A 17,617-nucleotide genomic window follows, 5' to 3' on the forward strand; every position below is an offset into this window, starting at 1 on the left:
CGCTCCAAGATGCTCTTACGTTTCCTCCAAGCCCTGGAATTCTCATGCTCGGTCTAGTTCGTGTCGCGCTCCGACGCCCTTACACTTTCGTCGTCCTCGCGATCTTCATCCTCATCATCGGGCCACTGTCCGCGATGAAGACGCCCACCGACATTTTTCCCGATATCAGAATCCCGGTGATCAGCGTGGTGTGGCAATACACGGGGCTGCCGCCGGACCAGATGGTCGGCCGGATCACGTCGCCGTTTGAACGCACGCTGACTACCACCGTGAACGATGTCGAACACATCGAAGCGGAATCGGTCGCCGGCTTTGGGATCATCAAGATCTTCTTCCAGCCGGGCGTGAATATCAGCACGGCCAACGCGCAAGTCACCGCGGTCGCGCAAACGCAGTTGCGGCAGTTGCCCGCGGGCACTACGCCGCCGCTGATCCTCAATTACAACGCGTCGACCGTGCCGATCATTCAGTTGGCGCTATCCGGCAAGGGGCTGTCCGAGCAGAGGCTGGGCGACCTCGGTTTGAATGCGGTGCGTCCCATGCTCACGACTGTCGCCGGTGCGTCGGTTCCCTACCCTTTCGGCGGCAAGACGCGCCAGGTGCAGATTGACATTGATCCTGCGGCACTGCAGGCGCGCGGCTTATCCGCGCAGGACGTCGCCAATGCCCTGGCGGGTCAGAACCTTATCACGCCGGTCGGCACGGAAAAGATCGGCGACTACGAATACACGCTGCAACTCAACAATGCACCCTCGGAAATCAAGGCCTTGGGCGATCTACCGGTCAAGGCGGCCAATGGCACGACGGTCGCGATCCGTGACATTGCGAATGTTCGCGACGGCAGCCCACCGCAAACCAATATCGTCCATGTGAACGGCCGGCGCTCAGTGCTGATGTCGGTACTCAAGAACGGCTCGGTTTCGACGCTCGGGATCATCTCCGGCATCAAGCAGCAAATCGCCGACGGGAAAGCGTCGTGGCCCGATAACCTGAATGTCGAACCGATCGGCGACCAGTCGATCTTCGTGCGCGCAGCCATCACCGGTGTGGCACGCGAAGGCGTGATCGCGGCCGTGCTCACCAGCCTGATGATCCTGCTGTTCCTCGGCAGCTGGCGTTCGACGATCATCATCGCAACCTCGATTCCACTGGCCATCCTTGGCTCGATAGCCACGCTCTCCGCACTGGGCGAAACCTTGAACATCATGACGCTCGGCGGTCTCGCGTTAGCGGTGGGGATTCTTGTCGACGATGCGACCGTGACGATCGAGAACATCAACTGGCACCTAGAGCACGGCAAGGAGGTGGAGACCGCTATCCTCGATGGCGCCGCGCAGATCGTCACACCCGCGTTCGTTTCTCTTCTGTGCATCTGTATCGTGTTCGTGCCGATGTTCTTCCTGAACGGCGTGGCGCGCTTCCTGTTCGTGCCGATGGCGGAGGCCGTGATTTTCGCGATGATCTCGTCGTTCATCCTCTCGAGAACCCTCGTGCCGACAACGGCCAAATACCTGCTGAAACCGCATGCGCAGGGTGAGCATGCCGATGAGGCGCAGCGTCCGGGTCCGCTCGGACGCTTCCAGCGCGGCTTCGAAGCATGCTTTGAAAAGGTGCGTGGCGTCTATCACGGGTTACTCGAACTCGCACTGAACCATCGCCGTCCGTTCGTCAGTTGCTTCCTCGGCTTCGTCGCGCTCTCGTTCGCCCTGGTGCCCTTGCTCGGCCGCGACTTCTTCCCGGCGGTCGATGCCGGGCAGATCCTGATGCATGTGCGCGCACCAGTCGGGGTTCGTGTCGAAAAGACCGCGCAAATATTCGCGAATGTCGAAGGCGCGGTCCGCCGGATTATCCCGCCCTCCGATCTCGGCACGGTGGTCGACAATATGGGTCTGCCGGTCAGCGGCATCAATACCGCGTACAACAACACCGGGACGGTCGGTTCGCAGGACGGCGACATCCAGATTGCGCTGAACGAAGGGCATCGTCCGACCGACGAGTATGTCCGCGTCATGCGCGAAAGATTGCCGCGGGAATTCCCAGGAGTCACGTTCTCTTTTCCACCGGCGGACATCATCGGTCAGATCCTTAACTTCGGCTCGCCGGCGCCGATCGACCTGCAGATCCGCGGCAACAACCTGAACGCCAACTACGCGTATGCAGACCGTCTCCTGCGCGCGGTCCGCGACGTGCCCGGCGTGGTCGATGCACGGATCGCGCAGTCGCACGGCAACCCCACCTTCAACGTCGATGTCGACCGCACGCGTGCACAGTTGCTCGGCATCACCGAGCGCGACGTGACGAACAGCATGGTGGTGAACCTCGCCGGTTCGAGCCAGGTTGCGCCCACGTACTGGCTTAACAACGCGAACGGCGTGTCGTATCCGATCGTGATGCAAACGCCGCAATACAGTCTCGATTCCCTGGCTGCATTGCAAAATCTGCCGATCACCGCCAGCGGTGGAGGCACCGCCCAGATCCTCGGCGGTCTGGCAACGGTCGGCCGCACCACCAGTAACGAAGTCGTCAGCCAATACAACATCCAGCCCATGGTCGAGATCTTCGCGACCACCCAGGACCGAGACCTCGGCGCGGTGTCGGCCGATATCCAGCGCATCGTGCACCAGAACGCCAGCACCTTGCCAAAGGGCTCGAGCATTGCGTTGCTGGGGCAGGTGCAGACGATGAACAGCGCCTTTGCCGGCATGCTGTTCGGCCTGCTTGGCGCAGTGGTGCTGATCTATCTGCTGATCGTCGTCAATTTCCAGTCGTGGGCCGATCCGTTCGTGATTGTGAGCGCATTGCCGGCGGCGTTGGCCGGTATCGTCTGGATGCTGTTCGCGACGCACACGACGCTCTCCGTACCCGCACTCACTGGCGCGATCATGTGCATGGGGGTGGCGACCGCCAATTCGATTCTGGTCGTCAGCTTCTGCCGCGAACGTCTTGCCGTCCATGGCGATCCGTTCAAGGCGGCGCTCGAAGCGGGCTTTACGCGCTTTCGCCCGGTGCTCATGACCGCGCTATCGATGATCATCGGCATGGCGCCGATGGCGCTTGCCCTCGGCGAAGGCGGTGAGCAAAACGCGCCGCTCGGCCGCGCCGTGATCGGCGGCTTGATGTTTGCCACCACGGCTTCGCTGTTCCTGGTCCCCGTCATCTTCTGTATCGTTCACGCGCGCCCCGGGCGCGCGGCGACCCCAGCATCCGTCCCGGGAGGTCCTGCCCATGTCGTCTGAATCCGCTTTTCCCACTAATACGCCATCGCGCCGTCCGCTCCGGATTGCGGGCGTGATCGGCCTGCTGGTCGCCTTAGGCATCGTCGTTGGCGGTGTCGCGCTGCGAGCCGTCGATGCCCGCAAGCTGAAAACCTGGACGGAGGCGCAGGCCGTACCGACGGTCAATCTGATCCAGCCCACGCGCGACCCCAACGGACCTTCACTGCAACTGCCCGGCCGGCTCGAAGCGTTCACGCGGGCGCCGATTTTCGCGCAGGTCAGCGGCTACCTGAAATCATGGAACGTCGATATCGGCGCGCCGGTCAAGGCGGGTCAGGTGCTCGCCGAAATCGAAACACCCGAGCTTGACCAGCAGCTCCTTCAGGCACGTGCCGATCTGCAGAGCGCGCAGGCGAATGCCGTCGTAGCGGGTACGACGGCGAAGCGCTGGGAGGCGCTAAGAGGCACCGATTCCGTGGCTCAGCAGGACGTCGATCAGCACACTGCTGATTACACCGCGAAGGAGGCGATCGTGGCGGCCGCGAAGGCCAACGTCGATCGCCTCGTCGCGACGAAGGCCTTCGCGCGGATCGTCGCGCCGTTCGACGGCGTGGTGACCGCGCGCGACACCGACGTTGGCGCGCTGGTGAACGCCGGTAGCGGTGGCGTCGGCCAGGAGCTGTTCGCGGTCTCCGAGGTCAAGCAATTGCGTGTGTATGTTCAGGTACCGCAGAACTACGCTCCGGCGATCCACGATGGCACGACCGCGACCCTGATCGTTCCCGAGTACGCCGACCAGCAGTTCACCGCGCGCGTGATAGCAGCGGCAGACTCCGTCAATTCGAGTTCGGGTACGACGCTGGTACAGCTGCTGGTCGACAATGCCAATGGCAAGCTGCTGCCGGGCGGTTTCGCCAGCCTGAAATTCACGTTGCCCGCGTCCGCCGATTCACTTCGGGTCCCAGCTAGCGCGCTCGTGTTCGATAGCCGCGGCGTCATGGTCGCCACGCTCGGTGCGAACGGTCACGTACTGTTCAAGCAGGTGAAGATCGACCGCGATCTGGGCGACTCGGTGGAGATCGGCTCGGGACTCGCCGCCAACGATCGCGTGATCGATACGCCGCCCGACGGACTCGCCGACGGCGACAGCGTGCAGGTTGCGCCGGCCACTGACAGGAAGGCGACCGCACATGGTTAAGCCCGGACTTGTCGCGCTTTTAACGGGCGTTCTGGCGCTCTCCGCCTGCTCGCTCGCGCCGCAATATCAGGTGCCTTCGGCGCCGATAGCGGCGCAATACAAAACCGTTGGTCCCTGGACCGCCGCTCAGCCTGCCGACCGGATAGAGCGTAACGGCTGGTGGAAAATATATGGCGACGCGCAACTCGACGATCTCGAAGCGCGTCTGCTGGCAAACAACACCGATCTGCGCGCCGCGTACGCGCACTATGCGCAAGCGCAGGCTTTCGTCGCGCAGGTCGCGTCGGGACTGTATCCGAGCATCAGCGCAAGCGCCGTACCGCAGCGCGTTCGCCAGTCCGACAACCGGCCGTTGCGCGTGGGCGGCCCGAACGACTACAACTCCGTCACGCTCGGCGCCGAAGTCAATTACGACCTCGATCTGTGGGGCCGCGTGCGTGACTCCGTGGTGGCCGGCAAGGATGAGGCTCAGGCGACCAAAGCCGATCTGGCTTCGGTGAAACTGGCCCTGCAAGTGGCACTCGCAGACAATTACATCGGTTTGCGGGGCCTCGACCAGCAGACCGAGCTGCTGAACGAGACGGTCATGGCGTATGCGAAAGCGCTGCAACTCACGCAGACGCTGCATGGCAGCGGCATCGTGGCGGGCCTCGACGTTTCGCGGGCTCAAACGCAATTGTCGTCGGCGAAGTCCCAGTTGTCGCAGAATCTCGCGCAACGAGCACTCATCGAACACGCGATTGCCGTGTTGGTCGGCACCTCCGCGTCCGAATTCAGCCTGCCGCAGCAGACCGCCGCCATCGCGTTGCCGGCAATTCCAATCGGCCTGCCCTCGACGCTGCTGCAACGTCGCCCCGACGTCGCAGCAGCGGAACGCCGGGTTGCCGAGGCTAACGCAAAGATTGGCGTCGCGCGCGCGGCCTATTTCCCCGACATCGCGCTGAGCTTGCAGGGTGGTGTGCAAAGCGCCGCCTATGCTGGACTGGTTAGCGCGCCCAATCTGTTCTGGGCGATTGGCCCGCAGCTCGTGCAATACGTCTTCGACGGCGGCTACCGTCGTGCGCAGCTCGACGCCGCGAAGGCGGCAACCGAGGAAGCCGGAGACCGCTACCGCAGCGTGGTTCTGTCGGCATTCCAGCAGGTCGAAGACAACCTTGCGCTGCTGTCGTATCTCGGCACCGCGCTTGGCGAGCAAAAGGATGCCGCGAATGCCGCGCAGCACTCGGTCGATCTGGCGTTGCGCCAATATCGCCAGGGCACTGTAGGTTACCTCGATGTCGTGCAGGCGCAGACCGTCGCACTCGAAGCACAACGCAGCGTGCTCGATATCCAGACACGCCAGCTAAGTGCCAACGTGCAACTGCTGCATGCGCTGGGCGGTGGATGGTCGAGCGATGAACTCGCCCAGGTGGCTGCCACACCGACACTCGTCACGACAACGATGGCACAGGGCGCAAATTGAAGGTTTTTATACGGCGCACCGGGGAGTTTGCCAGTCCGCTTCTTCTAGAAATTCTCTTTTGCGTGTCCGGTCCATTATCTACTGCGCCGGAGTCCATAATATAGCTCTGCGTCTATCGATTGATAGCGCACTCCACGCATCGGTTATCCCCGCCCGCTTCGGGCGGGGTCTTTTTCCCCGCCGCCCCCGGGGTTCAAACACCACGCTAACGTGTTGCCGCGATGCGCTACCCCGCTGTCGTCGATGAGCATCGAGGGCAGTCGCAATGCTGAAGCTGGCTGCCTCGACACTGGCTCATGTTGGGACGACCGCCTTGGCATCCACGTAAAGCGCGTAGAGCGACTGGCCGGCGGCCATGAACAGGCGGTTGTGCGCAGCGCCGCCAAAGCACAGGTTCGCACAGCGTTCAGGCAGCGCGATGCGGCCGATGGCCTCGCCGTCCGGTGCGAACACCATCACGCCGTTCAACGTCGGTCCCGTACCCCAGCCGGCCCACAGGTTGCCGTCGGTGTCGCAGCGGAAGCCATCCGGCGCGCCGTGCTCGCCGCCGTCGACAAAGATGCGGCCGTTCACGAGGCGTCGGCCATCCTCGACGTCGTACGCCCGGATGCGTCTTGGCGTGGATCCGGACTCGACAATATAGAGGCGGCTTTCATCCGGCGCGAAACAAAGGCCGTTCGGATTGGCGATGTCGCCAGCGACGATCTCTGCTTCGCCGGAGCGCGGGTCCAGGCGGTAGACCTGGGTTGGCAGTTCGGCCTCTCCCCTGACACCCCCGTAATCACTCAGAATTCCAAAGGTCGGGTCAGTGAACCAGATGCTGTCGTCGCTCTTGACGACGACGTCATTGGGCGAGTTGAGCCGCTTGCCGTCGAAACGGTCCATGAGAATGGTCAGGGTGCCGTTGTACTCGGTGCGCGTCACCCGGCGGTTGCCATGCTCGCAGGTGATCAACCGCCCCTGGCGGTCACGCGTGTTGCCGTTGGCGAAACCTGACGGCCTGCGAAACACCGCAACCGCACCGGTTTCTTCATCCCATCGCATGATGCGGTTGTTTGGAATATCGCTCCATAGAAGGTAGCGGCCGTCGCCGAACCACACGGGCCCTTCACCAAAGCGCATTCCAGTCGCAAGGCGCTCCACTGCGGCATTGGTAATGCGGTATTTCAGAAAACGCGGATCGAGGACCTCCACCGACGGATCGGGATAGGTTTCGCTCTGTCGCCACCTTGGAATTTCTGCCATCTCTCATCTGCCACTTACGATTTGCGGGGCGGGCAAGTCAGTCGTTCTTCTGGATATACGCTGCGAACGCCTGCTCGTAGTCCGGATGCCAACGCGATAGCGCCGGGCGATTCTCTATGATGTCTCCCGCAGCCCAAAGGATGCGTCGCTCGTCGAGGGAGCGAGGCACATCGTTGTCGGGGCACAGAATGTAGAAATCGCCGGCACCGAGTCGCTCGATCATGAAATCGACAGTCTGCTCGGGCGTCCAGGCAGCGGCCGGTTTCTCGGTACGACCTCGAGCGGCAAGCTCCGTGAACACAAAGCCAGGGATCAGCAAATGCGCGCTGATCCGGCAGCCCGGCGTATTGCGCAACTCGTGCTGCAGTGCTTCGGTAAACGCCTTCAGGCCGGCCTTCGAGACGTTATAAGCCGGGTCGCCGGGCGGCGTCGTGATGCCCTGCTTCGAACCGGTGTTAATGACGAGGCCCGGGCGTCCGCGCGCGATCATCGCGGGCACGAAGGTCTGAGTGCCACGAATGACCCCCCATAGGTTGACGTCGAGCACCCTATCCCAGTAAGCGGCCGCTCCGAACATGGCGCTACCCGGTTGAATCCCCGCATTGTTCATGAGGATATCCGTGCCGCCGAAGCGATCCCGAACGGCTGCTTCGAGGCGGCTCAGGTCTTCGAGGCGGCTGACGTCCGTCTCGACGGCCAGTACATCCTTCGCGCCTTCAGCAGCCACGCTGGCAATCGCCTGCGCCGCATCCGCAAGGCGGTCCTCGCCCAGATCCGCAATGCACACGCGAAGCCCCAGCTGCGCGAACCGCTTCGCCGCAGCGAGTCCAATGCCGGCAGCGCCGCCTGTCACGACGGCGACGGCTCCGGGAGTGAAAGTAAAGTGTGTCATCAATAGTCCTTTCTGATACGTCATAAAAAGTCGGCCCGACCGCCTTCTGTCTGCACGCGCTCCACCCAGGCCGCGCAACACCGAAGGCCTTCATGAAATTCTTCCAGTACGCGGCACCCGTGGCCAACGCGGCCGCAAAATTCATCGCTCACTTCAGTCCATCGGGCAAAACGGCACTGGCGACAGGAACATCGATTCCTGATGGACAAGATACGGCAGGATGCGCGGCGTGAAAGCTTGCCAGCGTGGATCGGCTGCGAGTTTCGCTCGCTGCGCTGCCCGATGCGCGTAGTCCTCGTAGCCCCAGCAGAACACGATCGAGTTCAACGTGCCTGAGTCCTTCGTCCAGCAACCCTTGAGCCGGGCGTACTGACTGATGATGCCAAGCCCTTCGCGCTCGTAGATGTCCAGGAACTCCCCTCTGTTTGGATCGGTACGCTCGCAGCACATCGCCGTCAGACCGCGTGGCTTTCGACGTGCGCCTTCAGGGCGCTGAAGAACTCGTCGAGATTCTTGCTCGCGGCGGACTGAATCAGGCGCGACCCCACGCTCATCAGCTTCCCGCCAATCTCGACGTCCGCGTCGTACACCAGCACGGTCGCATTGCCTTGCGCTTCAAGTTGCAGGCGCGCAGTGACTTTGGCAAAGCCCAGCGCACCTGCACTGCCCATACCGACAATCGTATAGGCCCTGGGTGGATCGAGATCCGACAATTCGACGTTGCCTCTGAAGGTTGCCGCCATCGGGCCGACGCGAATCTGCACGGTCGATTCGAAATGCAGGTCGTCGAGCCTCTTCAGCGCTTTGCAGCCAGGCAGGCATGCTTCGAGTACTACGGGATCGTTCAATGCACGCCATGCGGCTTCAGGGGGCACGGGAAGGATGGTTTGATCTGTCAGCTTCATCGCAGCCGCTCAGCGCTCGTAGAGTTTGAACAGCGCCTGCGTGCCGTTGCGCGCGCAGCCCCGCTCGGCCAACTCCTGGTACATTACGCGCACCAGTTCCAAGCCCGGCAATTCACGTCCCATGCTCTGCGCTTCCTCGTGCGCAATCCGCATGTCCTTGATGAAATGCTCGATGAAGAAACCGGGTGCAAAATCGCCCCTGGCGATGCGCGGCCCCAAGTTGTTCAACTGGAATCCACCCGCCGCGCCTCCGCCAATCGCGCTCAATACGGTGTCGGCGTCCAGCCCGGCGCTGTGCGCATAGGCGAGCCCTTCGCACACGCCCACCATTGTCGATGCAATGACGATCTGATTGCACAGCTTCGTGTGCTGACCGGCACCCGGGCCGCCTTGCAGGACGATGTTGGTACCGAGGCAGCGCAACATCGGTTCCACGCGTGCGAGCACAGCGCTCGCGCCGCCGACCATGATCGACAGGCGCCCTTCGCGGGCACCGATGTCGCCACCCGATACCGGCGCATCCAGCATGTGCACCCCGCGCTCAGCGGCGTGCGCGGCCAACTCTTCGGCCAGTTTTGGACTCGACGTCGTCATGTCGACCAGCACCGCATCGCGCCGTGCATGCGCGATCAGACCGTCGTCGCCCAGATATAGTGTGCGGACGTCCGCGGGTGTGCCGACAATCGTGAACACGACGTCCGATACCTCGGCAAGCGCCCGCGGGGTCGCTTGCCAGGTCGCGCCGGCTTCGATGAGCGGCTCAGCCTTCGCACGCGTACGGTTATAGACATGCAGCGGATAGCCGGCGGCGGCGAGGCGCGAGGCCATCGAGAAACCCATGATGCCAAGGCCGATAAAGCCAATCGCGGGTTTGCCTGTAGATTGATTCATGATTGTTGGTCCGTTCAGAGTTTGTCGCGCAGCAAGTCGCGCAATAGCATGGGAGTCAGTGGATGACGGTCGGCAACGACGCCGAATGGCGTAAGCGCATCATTGACCGCGTTGGTCAATGCGCCGATCGCTCCCATCACCCCGCCTTCGGCCATCCCCTTGATGCCGGCCGCCGTCGACTTGCCAGGCGTATGCAGCGGGATGATCTCGAAGTTGGGCAATTCAGTTGAAGTAGCAATCAGGTAGTCGGCGAGTGAGCCGGTCACGTTCTGTCCTGAGTCGTCGTAACGCATCTGCTCGAACAGCGCGCCCGATAGTCCCATCGCCACGGCGCCATGCTGCTGCCCTTCCACCACGGTGGGATTGAACAGCGTGCCGCAGTCTTCGGCGACGATGTAACGCGCGATACGGATTGCGCCGGTCAAGACGTCCACCTCGATCTCGCATCCATGAGCCGCATTCGAATAGGTCATGGCCGGAGGGTCGTAAGTCAGGTGAAATTCAAGGCCGGGCGTCAAACCTTGCGGCAACGCAGTGGGATCCAGATACGCACGCCGCGCCACGTCGGCGAGCGTCAAACCTGTGTCGATCCACTCGTGCGCGCGACGACGCTCGATTCTGGCGTCGATCAGGCGTAGCGACCGTTCGTCAGGCAAACCAAGGCAACCGGCGGCGATCGCGAGAACCTTGCGGCGTGCGTCGAGTGCGCACAGGTAGAGCGCGCCGCCGCCTGCCGTGCCGCTGCGGGCGCCACGACTGCCCATACCGTACGGTGCGATATCAGTGTGGCCCATATGAATGCGCACGCTCGACGGCGGCACGCCCAGGCCCTCCGCTACCGCGTTGGCCATCGCGCTTTCATAGCCTTGGCCGCTGGGCCCTAGACCGACCGACGCGTTCACCACCCCGCCTGGTTCGATACGGATCCAGCTTGCCTCGTGCCCCGAACCGGGAATTCCCGCAGCCTTATAGAAGCGCGAGCCATACGTGGTCGGTTCGACCACGTTGCACAGGCCAAGCCCCAGGTAATGGCCATCTGCGCGCGCCGCCTGCTGGCGCTCGCGAAAGCCCGCGTAGTCGAGCGCCGACAGCAAGGCCTCGAAAGTCTGGGTCGGCGTGATGTCGTCCAGACATTCTCCCGTAGCGGTGTGGTACGGCAGTTCTGCCGGACTCAGCAGGTTGCGCCGGCGTACCTCGACCGGGTCGAGTGCCAGTTCCCGCGCGATTGCATCCAGCGTGCCGTCCATCACCCAGCTGGTGATGGACATCGGCGCGCGCATCGGTGCATTGCCACATTTATGACTGAGCACGACCTTCACATCGAAAGCGTAGTCTTGCAGCCGGTACGGTCCGCTCAGGATCATCGCAACGACGCGCGCCAGATAGTTGGCAGGAAAGAAGCAATAGGCGCCAAAGTCTTCGCGGAGTTCGAGTTCGAGAGCGAGCAGCGTGCCGCGCTCATCGACCGCCGAGCGGGTGCGGCAGAAGTCCTCACGTGAATTGGCGGCGGCCGTCAGGTTCTCGAGGCGATCCTCACGCCAGCGCACGGGCCGTTTCAAATGGCGAGCCAGCGCAGCAACCGTCAACTCTTCGCGGTACAAGGCGATTTTCTGTCCGAACGCTCCACCGACATCGGGCGAAATCACGGTCACCTGAGACTCGTCGAGCTTGAGGCGCTGCGCCAGTTGAGTGCGCAATGGATGTGGCACCTGCGTTCCAATATGGAACGTCAGGTGGTTCCGTCCGGCGTCCCAGACCGCTGCACAGCCGCGGGTTTCAATCGGCACATGGGTCTGGCGCTGCTGCTGGAAGGTCGCTTCGACTATCCGGAAGGCCCTGCTGTTGGCGCGCTCAGGGTCGCCATGCACGTAGGTCTGGTGCGAGACCAGGTTGCCTGGCACGGCCGGGTCGACTTGCGCCGCGTTGGGCTCCAGCGCCTGCCACATGTCTGTCACCGCGGGCAGCGGATCGAACTCGACGAGCACCTGCTCGGCACCGTCTTCAGCGAGGTACCGGTCCGTCGCGACGACGCAAGCGATCAAATCGCCCTGAAAACGCGCTGTGTCCACTGGCATCGTCGAAAATTCGACGGGCTTCAGTCCTTCGACGGGTGGTGCGACGCGGAACGGCGTCGTCCACTGCGCGAGCTCCAGGCCCGTGATGACGGTTACGACGCCGGGCATTGCGGCGGCGCCGTGAATATCGATGGAGACGATCCGCGCATGCGCGTGCGGCGAGCGAACAAAGCACACGTGAAGGACACCGGGTATCTCGATGTCGTCGAGATACCGGCCATAGCCGGTCAGCAGCCGATAGTCTTCGGTGCGAGGCGTCGCTTTGTTGAGGTAACGAAACATCTGCTCAGACATCGACCGTCTCCGCGCGCATCCGCTCGGCCGCGAGCAGGATCGCCCGCACGATGTTCTGATATCCGGTACAGCGGCACAGATTGCCCGACAGCACCTCGCGCACCTCCGCCTCGGATGGCCACGGGTTCTCGCGCAGGTACGCCTCAAATGTCATGACGATGCCGGGCGTGCAGAAACCGCACTGCAGACCGTGGCACTCATGCAGCGCGTGCTGGAGCGGCGACAGACGACCGTCCTGCGCTACCGCCTCGATGGTCGTAATCTGCGCTTCATCCATCTGCACGGCGTAAGCCAGACATGAGCGTGCCGGGCGACCATCGATCAACACGGTGCATGCGCCGCACACACCGTGCTCGCATCCGACATGCGTGCCCGTCAGCCGGCAATCTTCGCGCAGCACATCGGACAATAGCTTGCGAGGCTCGCAATGCACATCATGGCGCGCACCGTTCACACTTAGATAAATTGCTGTCTTTTCCATGAGCGGCCTAATCGGGTTGCGTAACGCCAGCGGTTATCCGCTGCAATGCTCGAGCGATGAGCGCCTTGACGAGATCGCGCCGATACGCGGCGCTAATGCCTGGCTGATCGTGCACCTCGACGGCGTTTGCGACTGCCTCGGCAATCCTGCCGACGCTCGGCGCATCGGCCGTTTCGCCGACGAATCCCGCAGCGAGGTCGTCAAGCACCAGTGGCACATCCGCCACACCGCCTACGCCGATGCGCAACGAGGCGAACCTGTCACCCGCGAGCACGGCGGTGACAGCGCAAGCCGCGATCGCGAAATCGCCGTGCCGTCGGCTAAATGCTTCGAAGGCATGCCGCTCGCCGGACAACGCCGTCGGAAAGCGCACCGTGCGAATGATTTCGTCAACCGCCAGATCGGTGGTCATCACCGCGATCAGAAACTGTGCCGCCGACACCTGTCGGCTGCCGGCCGGCGCGACAATCTCGATGCGTGCGCCTAGCGTGCTCGCAATGAGCGGTAATTGCGCCGCGGGGTCCGCGTGCGCGAGACTGCCGCCGAGTGTCCCGCGTTGTCGGATGGCGTAATGTCCGATCGTCGCCGCTGCTTCAGCCAGTAGCGGGCAAGCAGCGCGTACTGTGTTGCTGGTAGCCAGCTCGTGATGGCGCGTCATTGCGCCGACCGCTAGCGTATCGGGTTCAAGCGTGACGCCCTTGAGTTGAGGCAGCGCATTCAGATCGACCAGGTGCGCCGGTTGGGCGAAGCGCATATTCATCATCGGCGCGAGGCTTTGTCCTCCGGCGATCAGCTTGGCGTCAAAACGGTGAAGAGCAAGAAGCGACAGCGCGTCGTCGAGCGTGTGCGGCCGGTGATACGAAAATGCGGTGGGTTTCATATGCCTTGCGCCCGCGGACTCAGGCCGCAATTCCGGACGAAGACCGGCAACCCGCGACAGCCCCCGCCCGCCGATAGCCGAGGCAATCGACGTCGGCCATTCCCGATTCGCTTGACGCTCCTCATGATTCGCTCCAGCCGCATGCGCGGCGCTGTTCACCCAGTGGGACAGCTACTGCTTCAGCCATCGCATTGGCACCGAGGATATCGCCGATAAATTAAATCGTCAATTGACGACTAAATTTCCATGAACAGGCTCGACGTCGATCCAGCATGCAAGCTGTTGTATTTGCCAGTTTGTAAGATAAATCGCGATGTGGCGTTTCTATCGGCCGTTTTGATCGGCGCCATCCCTGCCTCCATGCCCCTGCCTTATGAACGGGCTTTTCACATACGTCTTCACATGACGACTTATGATTTGATAAAGTACATCGTCCGCAAGCATGAACCGGTGTCGCCATGCTCCCGGCTAGCCATGCACTATCTCAGTGCCATCGCGAAGCGAGCTTCATCTGTGACTGCCGGGATTGGCAAACACCCGCGCCAGGGCGTTTGCGGGTCTGCCACTCAACCCGTATCGGTTCTCCGCTCATGTCTTTGTCAAGCCGTCAATCGGTGATCATCGCGTTGATCGTCGCCAGTGCCTATTTCATGGAGAACCTGGACGCGACGGTGATTGCGACAGCGCTGCCCCACATGTCCGCTACGTTCGGCGTCACGCCCGTGAGGTTGAGTATCGGCATGACCGCCTATCTGCTCGCGCTCGCGGTTTTCATCCCGATCAGCGGCTGGGTGGCGGATCGCTTTGGGCAACGCTCTGTGTTCGGTAGCGCCATCGTCGTGTTCACGGGCGCCTCGATACTTTGCGGACTCAGCAACGGTCTCGTCGAATTCACAGTCGCGCGGATCCTGCAGGGACTCGGCGGTGCAATGATGGTGCCGGTAGGCCGGCTCGCGGTGCTGCGCAGCACGGAGAAGCGTCACCTGATGCGCTCGATCGCCTACATTACCTGGCCCGGGTTGGCCGCACCGGTGTTGGGTCCAGCGTTGGGCGGCTTTATCTCGACCTATTTCAGCTGGCGGTGGATCTTTTTGCTGAACGTACCAATCGGTCTGCTGGGTCTGGTGCTGACCGCCACCTTCATTCCGAACCACCGCGAATCCAGCCGCCGTCCGTTCGATGTGCCCGGATTCGTGCTTAGCGGAGTCGCGCTAACCTGCCTCATGTACGGCATGGAACTCGTCGGGCAACCGTATGGCGACTGGCACATCACGGTCGCCGCCCTGACGGGTGGCGTGGTCGCCGCGGCCTTCGCGGTACGGCATTTCCGGCGTGCTGAACATCCGCTGATCGATCTTGCGCCGTGGCGAATCCCGACCTTTCGCGTGACCCTCGAAGGAGGTTCGTTGTATGTCGTCTCGGTCAGCGTTTCGCCCTTCCTGTTGCCGCTGTTCTTCCAACTCGGTTTCGGGCTGAACGCGTTCGCCGCCGGTTTGCTCGTGCTCGCTTACGCGGCCGGCAATCTGGCCATGAAGACCGTCACCACGCCCATTCTCAAGCGCTTTGGTTTTCGCAAGGTAATGATCGTGAATGGCCTGCTCACTGCCGCCACCATCGCCCTGTGCGCCCTACTCTCGCCGGACACGCCACGCACGCTGATCATGCTGGTGCTGCTGATCGGTGGGCTATGCCGATCGATGCAGTTCACCAGCATCAACACGCTCGCATTCGCGGACGTGCCGCCGGCGCGGATGAGTTCGGCGAGCACTTTTTTCAGCATGGTCCAGCAGATGACCATCGGTCTCGGCATCGCATTCGGTGCGATCGCGCTGCATGGTGCAGTCCTGATAGACGGCGGCCACGGGCAGTTGTCGCTCGCTGATTTCCGGGTCGCGTTTCTGCTTGTCGCGGTATTGGTAATAATCTCCGTGCTCTACTTCATCGGCATCGAACCCGATGCCGGCTGCGAGGTTAGCGGCCATACGCGAGCCGCATCGCGGTAGTGCGGAAATTGTATCGATGCATTGACGGCTACTGGCCCAAATTAAACAGAGAGAGTCCGTGCAGAATAACCCGGGTACGCCGTTAACGGCTTCACAAGCCGCCTCGCCCCACGCGGCGCCAGCAGCGGGCAGCGAAGTCCCTCGCAGCGCCTCGCAACAGGCGCTGATCCTCTCGGGCGTTTGTATCGCGGTGCTTGTGCTGCCGTTGAATTTCGGCGGTGCGGCGGTGTCGGCGCCGACTATCGGCACCGCGCTGGGAGGCAGTCCGGTGGCAATCAACTGGATCCTGAACGCGTTTATGCTGAGCTTCGGCAGCAGTCTGATGGTCGCGGGAGCGCTCGCGGATCTGCTCGGACGAAAACGTGTGTTCGCCGTCGGGGTAGTGCTCTTTGCAGCTACATCACTCGGAATTTCCGCCGCGCCGAGCCTCGTGTGGGTCGACTTCCTGCGCGCACTGCAGGGCATTGCGGCCGCGTTGGTGCTGGCCGGATCATCGGCAGCGCTCGCCCAGGAGTTCGACGGGCATGGACGCGCTCGCGCGTTCAGCATGCTCGGCACGACCTTCGGCGTGGGCCTGGCGCTGGGGCCGCTTCTCGCCGGGTTTCTTACGCAAACGTTCGGCTGGCGCTCGTTCTTCCTGGCGGATGCGGCAATCGGCTTGACGGGCTTTGCGCTCGGCGTTCCAAAGTTGAGGGAATCCTATGATCCGCACGCCAATGGTCTTGATTGGTCTGGCGCCATCAGCTTTACTGCGGCGCTTACCCTGTTCACCTTCGGCCTGCTGCAAGGGCCCGAGAGCGGCTGGAGTAGTCCTCTCATCGTTGCACTGTTCGTGGGTGCCGCGGTCATGGCGGTCGCCTTCGTCTGGGTCGAAGGCCGTGTTACCCGGCCTATGCTCGACTTGTCGTTGTTTCGTTATCCGCGCTTCGTCGGTGTGCAGGTACTCCCGCTTGCGACCGCATTCTGCTATGTCACGTTGCTGCTTGTCTTGCCGACGCGATTCATCGGCATCGAAGGACATACTGCGATCGGCGCGGGCTTGATGATGGTTTCGCTTTCGGCGCCGATGCTGATCGTACCGCTCACCGCTGCGCATCTCACGCGCTGGATGTCGGCCGGTGTCATTGCAGCGATCGGTCTCGTCATCGCGGCCATCGGCATGCTCTGGTTCAGTGGTATCGGACCTGATGCGTCAGTCACTGTCCTTGCGATTCCGCTGTTTGTGATCGGTGTGGGGGCCGGGCTGCCGTGGGGGCTCATGGACGGCTTGTCAGTCAGCGTTGTTCCAAAGGAACGCGCCGGCATGGCGACGGGCATCTTCAGCACGACGCGCGTGGCAGGCGAAGGCATGACCCTCGCGGTGGCGAGCGCGATATTGGCAGTGCTCACACGCTTGCGACTATCCGACGCACTCGCGGGATCTCCCGGCGTGCCAGCTTATGCCGTCACCGAAGCCGCCCAGCGCGTAGCCACCGGTGATCTGACACATGCCGCGGCGCTTCTGCCCGCGCTCGGGCAGCCTCTACTCGTGCATGCGTATGACGGCGCGTTTCGGGTACTGCTCCATATGCTGATGGCAATGACGTTCGCCTCCGCGATCATGGTGCTTGGATTCCTTGGCCGCACACCATCTGCCGCGAGCCCGGACCATGCGAGCCCGGCGCTTTCAGGAGGCGAAGGAGTCACCGACCGGTGAGACGCGCGCGGCGGCATCGAGCCGACGTTCCGGAACCACATCGGCGTCGCACTTTGATGATAGGGATGAGAGAGGTGACCGAATACTGACCGGCGCATTACCGAACTGATATCCAGACTCTTTGACAGCGCATTCACTTTGAATACGACAACGATGAATTGCCATTCATATCAATTCAGTCAATAGATTTTCCCATCTCAATAACAATTGGCAAAACCCGGCAAGGAAAATTTCGACCGATCAGCTATACATAATTTAAGATGCCTTACTAATTATAGTAATCGACTCGACCATGAATTTCAACAAGACAGTTTTTCGATTTTTGACGTTACGACGCATGCTTTGCGGGCGAGCGCGATGAGCCGGCCTCGCCTTGCGCA

At 62.2% G+C, this 17,617-nt stretch carries 13 protein-coding genes; 5 read left to right on the plus strand and 8 right to left on the minus strand.

Annotation, left to right across the window (positions count from 1 at the left end; genetic code table 11):
• Positions 1-44 precede the first annotated feature (44 nt).
• From JMY24_RS31505 to JMY24_RS31515, 3 genes are read left to right on the plus strand one after another with little or no spacing between them, the layout of a single operon-like run.
• The gene (locus JMY24_RS31505) at positions 45-3,236 is read left to right on the plus strand and encodes an efflux RND transporter permease subunit (protein WP_201703514.1); all 3,192 of its coding nucleotides are present in this window, start codon (positions 45-47) and stop codon (positions 3,234-3,236) included.
• Entirely contained in the window at positions 3,226-4,413 is a 1,188-nt protein-coding gene (locus tag JMY24_RS31510; protein ID WP_128598264.1) for an efflux RND transporter periplasmic adaptor subunit, read from the plus strand. The genes JMY24_RS31505 and JMY24_RS31510 overlap by 11 nt, the downstream gene beginning before the upstream one ends.
• On the plus strand, positions 4,406-5,875 hold the full coding sequence (locus JMY24_RS31515) for an efflux transporter outer membrane subunit (RefSeq protein ID WP_128598263.1): 1,470 nt from the start codon (positions 4,406-4,408) through the stop codon (positions 5,873-5,875). Before JMY24_RS31510 ends, JMY24_RS31515 begins: the two co-directional genes overlap by 8 nt.
• A 294-nt stretch (positions 5,876-6,169) precedes the next feature.
• On the opposite strand, the gene JMY24_RS31520 is transcribed toward JMY24_RS31515, so the two are convergent.
• From JMY24_RS31520 to JMY24_RS31555, 8 genes are all read right to left on the minus strand, one after another.
• On the minus strand, positions 6,170-7,120 hold the full coding sequence (locus JMY24_RS31520; RefSeq protein WP_128598262.1) for an SMP-30/gluconolactonase/LRE family protein: 951 nt from the start codon (positions 7,118-7,120) through the stop codon (positions 6,170-6,172).
• Between the two features lie 37 nt (positions 7,121-7,157).
• Positions 7,158-8,012 carry an SDR family NAD(P)-dependent oxidoreductase gene (locus JMY24_RS31525; protein WP_201703516.1) on the minus strand — a complete coding sequence of 285 codons (855 nt, stop codon included), beginning with the start codon at positions 8,010-8,012 and terminating at the stop codon, positions 7,158-7,160.
• Positions 8,013-8,165: 153 nt separating this feature from the next.
• Positions 8,166-8,462, minus strand: coding sequence for an NIPSNAP family protein (locus tag JMY24_RS31530; protein WP_128598261.1), 297 nt, complete (start codon positions 8,460-8,462; stop codon positions 8,166-8,168).
• Positions 8,463-8,467: 5 nt separating this feature from the next.
• Positions 8,468-8,917 carry a CoxG family protein gene (locus JMY24_RS31535; RefSeq protein WP_128598260.1) on the minus strand — a complete coding sequence of 150 codons (450 nt, stop codon included), beginning with the start codon at positions 8,915-8,917 and terminating at the stop codon, positions 8,468-8,470.
• Positions 8,918-8,926: 9 nt separating this feature from the next.
• Positions 8,927-9,808: an NAD(P)-dependent oxidoreductase gene (locus JMY24_RS31540; protein WP_128598259.1), complete on the minus strand. Its 882-nt coding sequence runs from the start codon at positions 9,806-9,808 to the stop codon at positions 8,927-8,929.
• A 14-nt stretch (positions 9,809-9,822) separates the two neighbouring features.
• Positions 9,823-12,177, minus strand: a complete 2,355-nt coding sequence (locus JMY24_RS31545; protein ID WP_128598258.1) for a xanthine dehydrogenase family protein molybdopterin-binding subunit — start codon at positions 12,175-12,177, stop codon at positions 9,823-9,825.
• Positions 12,170-12,658: a (2Fe-2S)-binding protein gene (locus JMY24_RS31550; RefSeq protein ID WP_128598257.1), complete on the minus strand. Its 489-nt coding sequence runs from the start codon at positions 12,656-12,658 to the stop codon at positions 12,170-12,172. The genes JMY24_RS31545 and JMY24_RS31550 overlap by 8 nt, the downstream gene beginning before the upstream one ends.
• A 7-nt stretch (positions 12,659-12,665) precedes the next feature.
• Positions 12,666-13,538, minus strand: a complete 873-nt coding sequence (locus tag JMY24_RS31555) for an FAD binding domain-containing protein (protein ID WP_128598256.1) — start codon at positions 13,536-13,538, stop codon at positions 12,666-12,668.
• A gap of 590 nt (positions 13,539-14,128) precedes the next feature.
• On the opposite strand from JMY24_RS31555, the gene JMY24_RS31560 reads away from it, so the two are divergent.
• A complete protein-coding gene (locus JMY24_RS31560; RefSeq protein ID WP_201703518.1) occupies positions 14,129-15,541 on the plus strand; it encodes a DHA2 family efflux MFS transporter permease subunit in 1,413 nt (470 codons plus the stop codon).
• A 58-nt stretch (positions 15,542-15,599) separates the two neighbouring features.
• Complete coding sequence (locus JMY24_RS31565) at positions 15,600-17,237, plus strand: MFS transporter (protein ID WP_328809299.1); 1,638 nt, start codon at positions 15,600-15,602, stop codon at positions 17,235-17,237.
• Positions 17,238-17,617: the final 380 nt, after the last annotated feature.

The organism is Paraburkholderia kirstenboschensis, from assembly GCF_904848585.1.
In the GTDB taxonomy this organism is placed as follows: Bacteria; Pseudomonadota; Gammaproteobacteria; order Burkholderiales; family Burkholderiaceae; genus Paraburkholderia; species Paraburkholderia kirstenboschensis.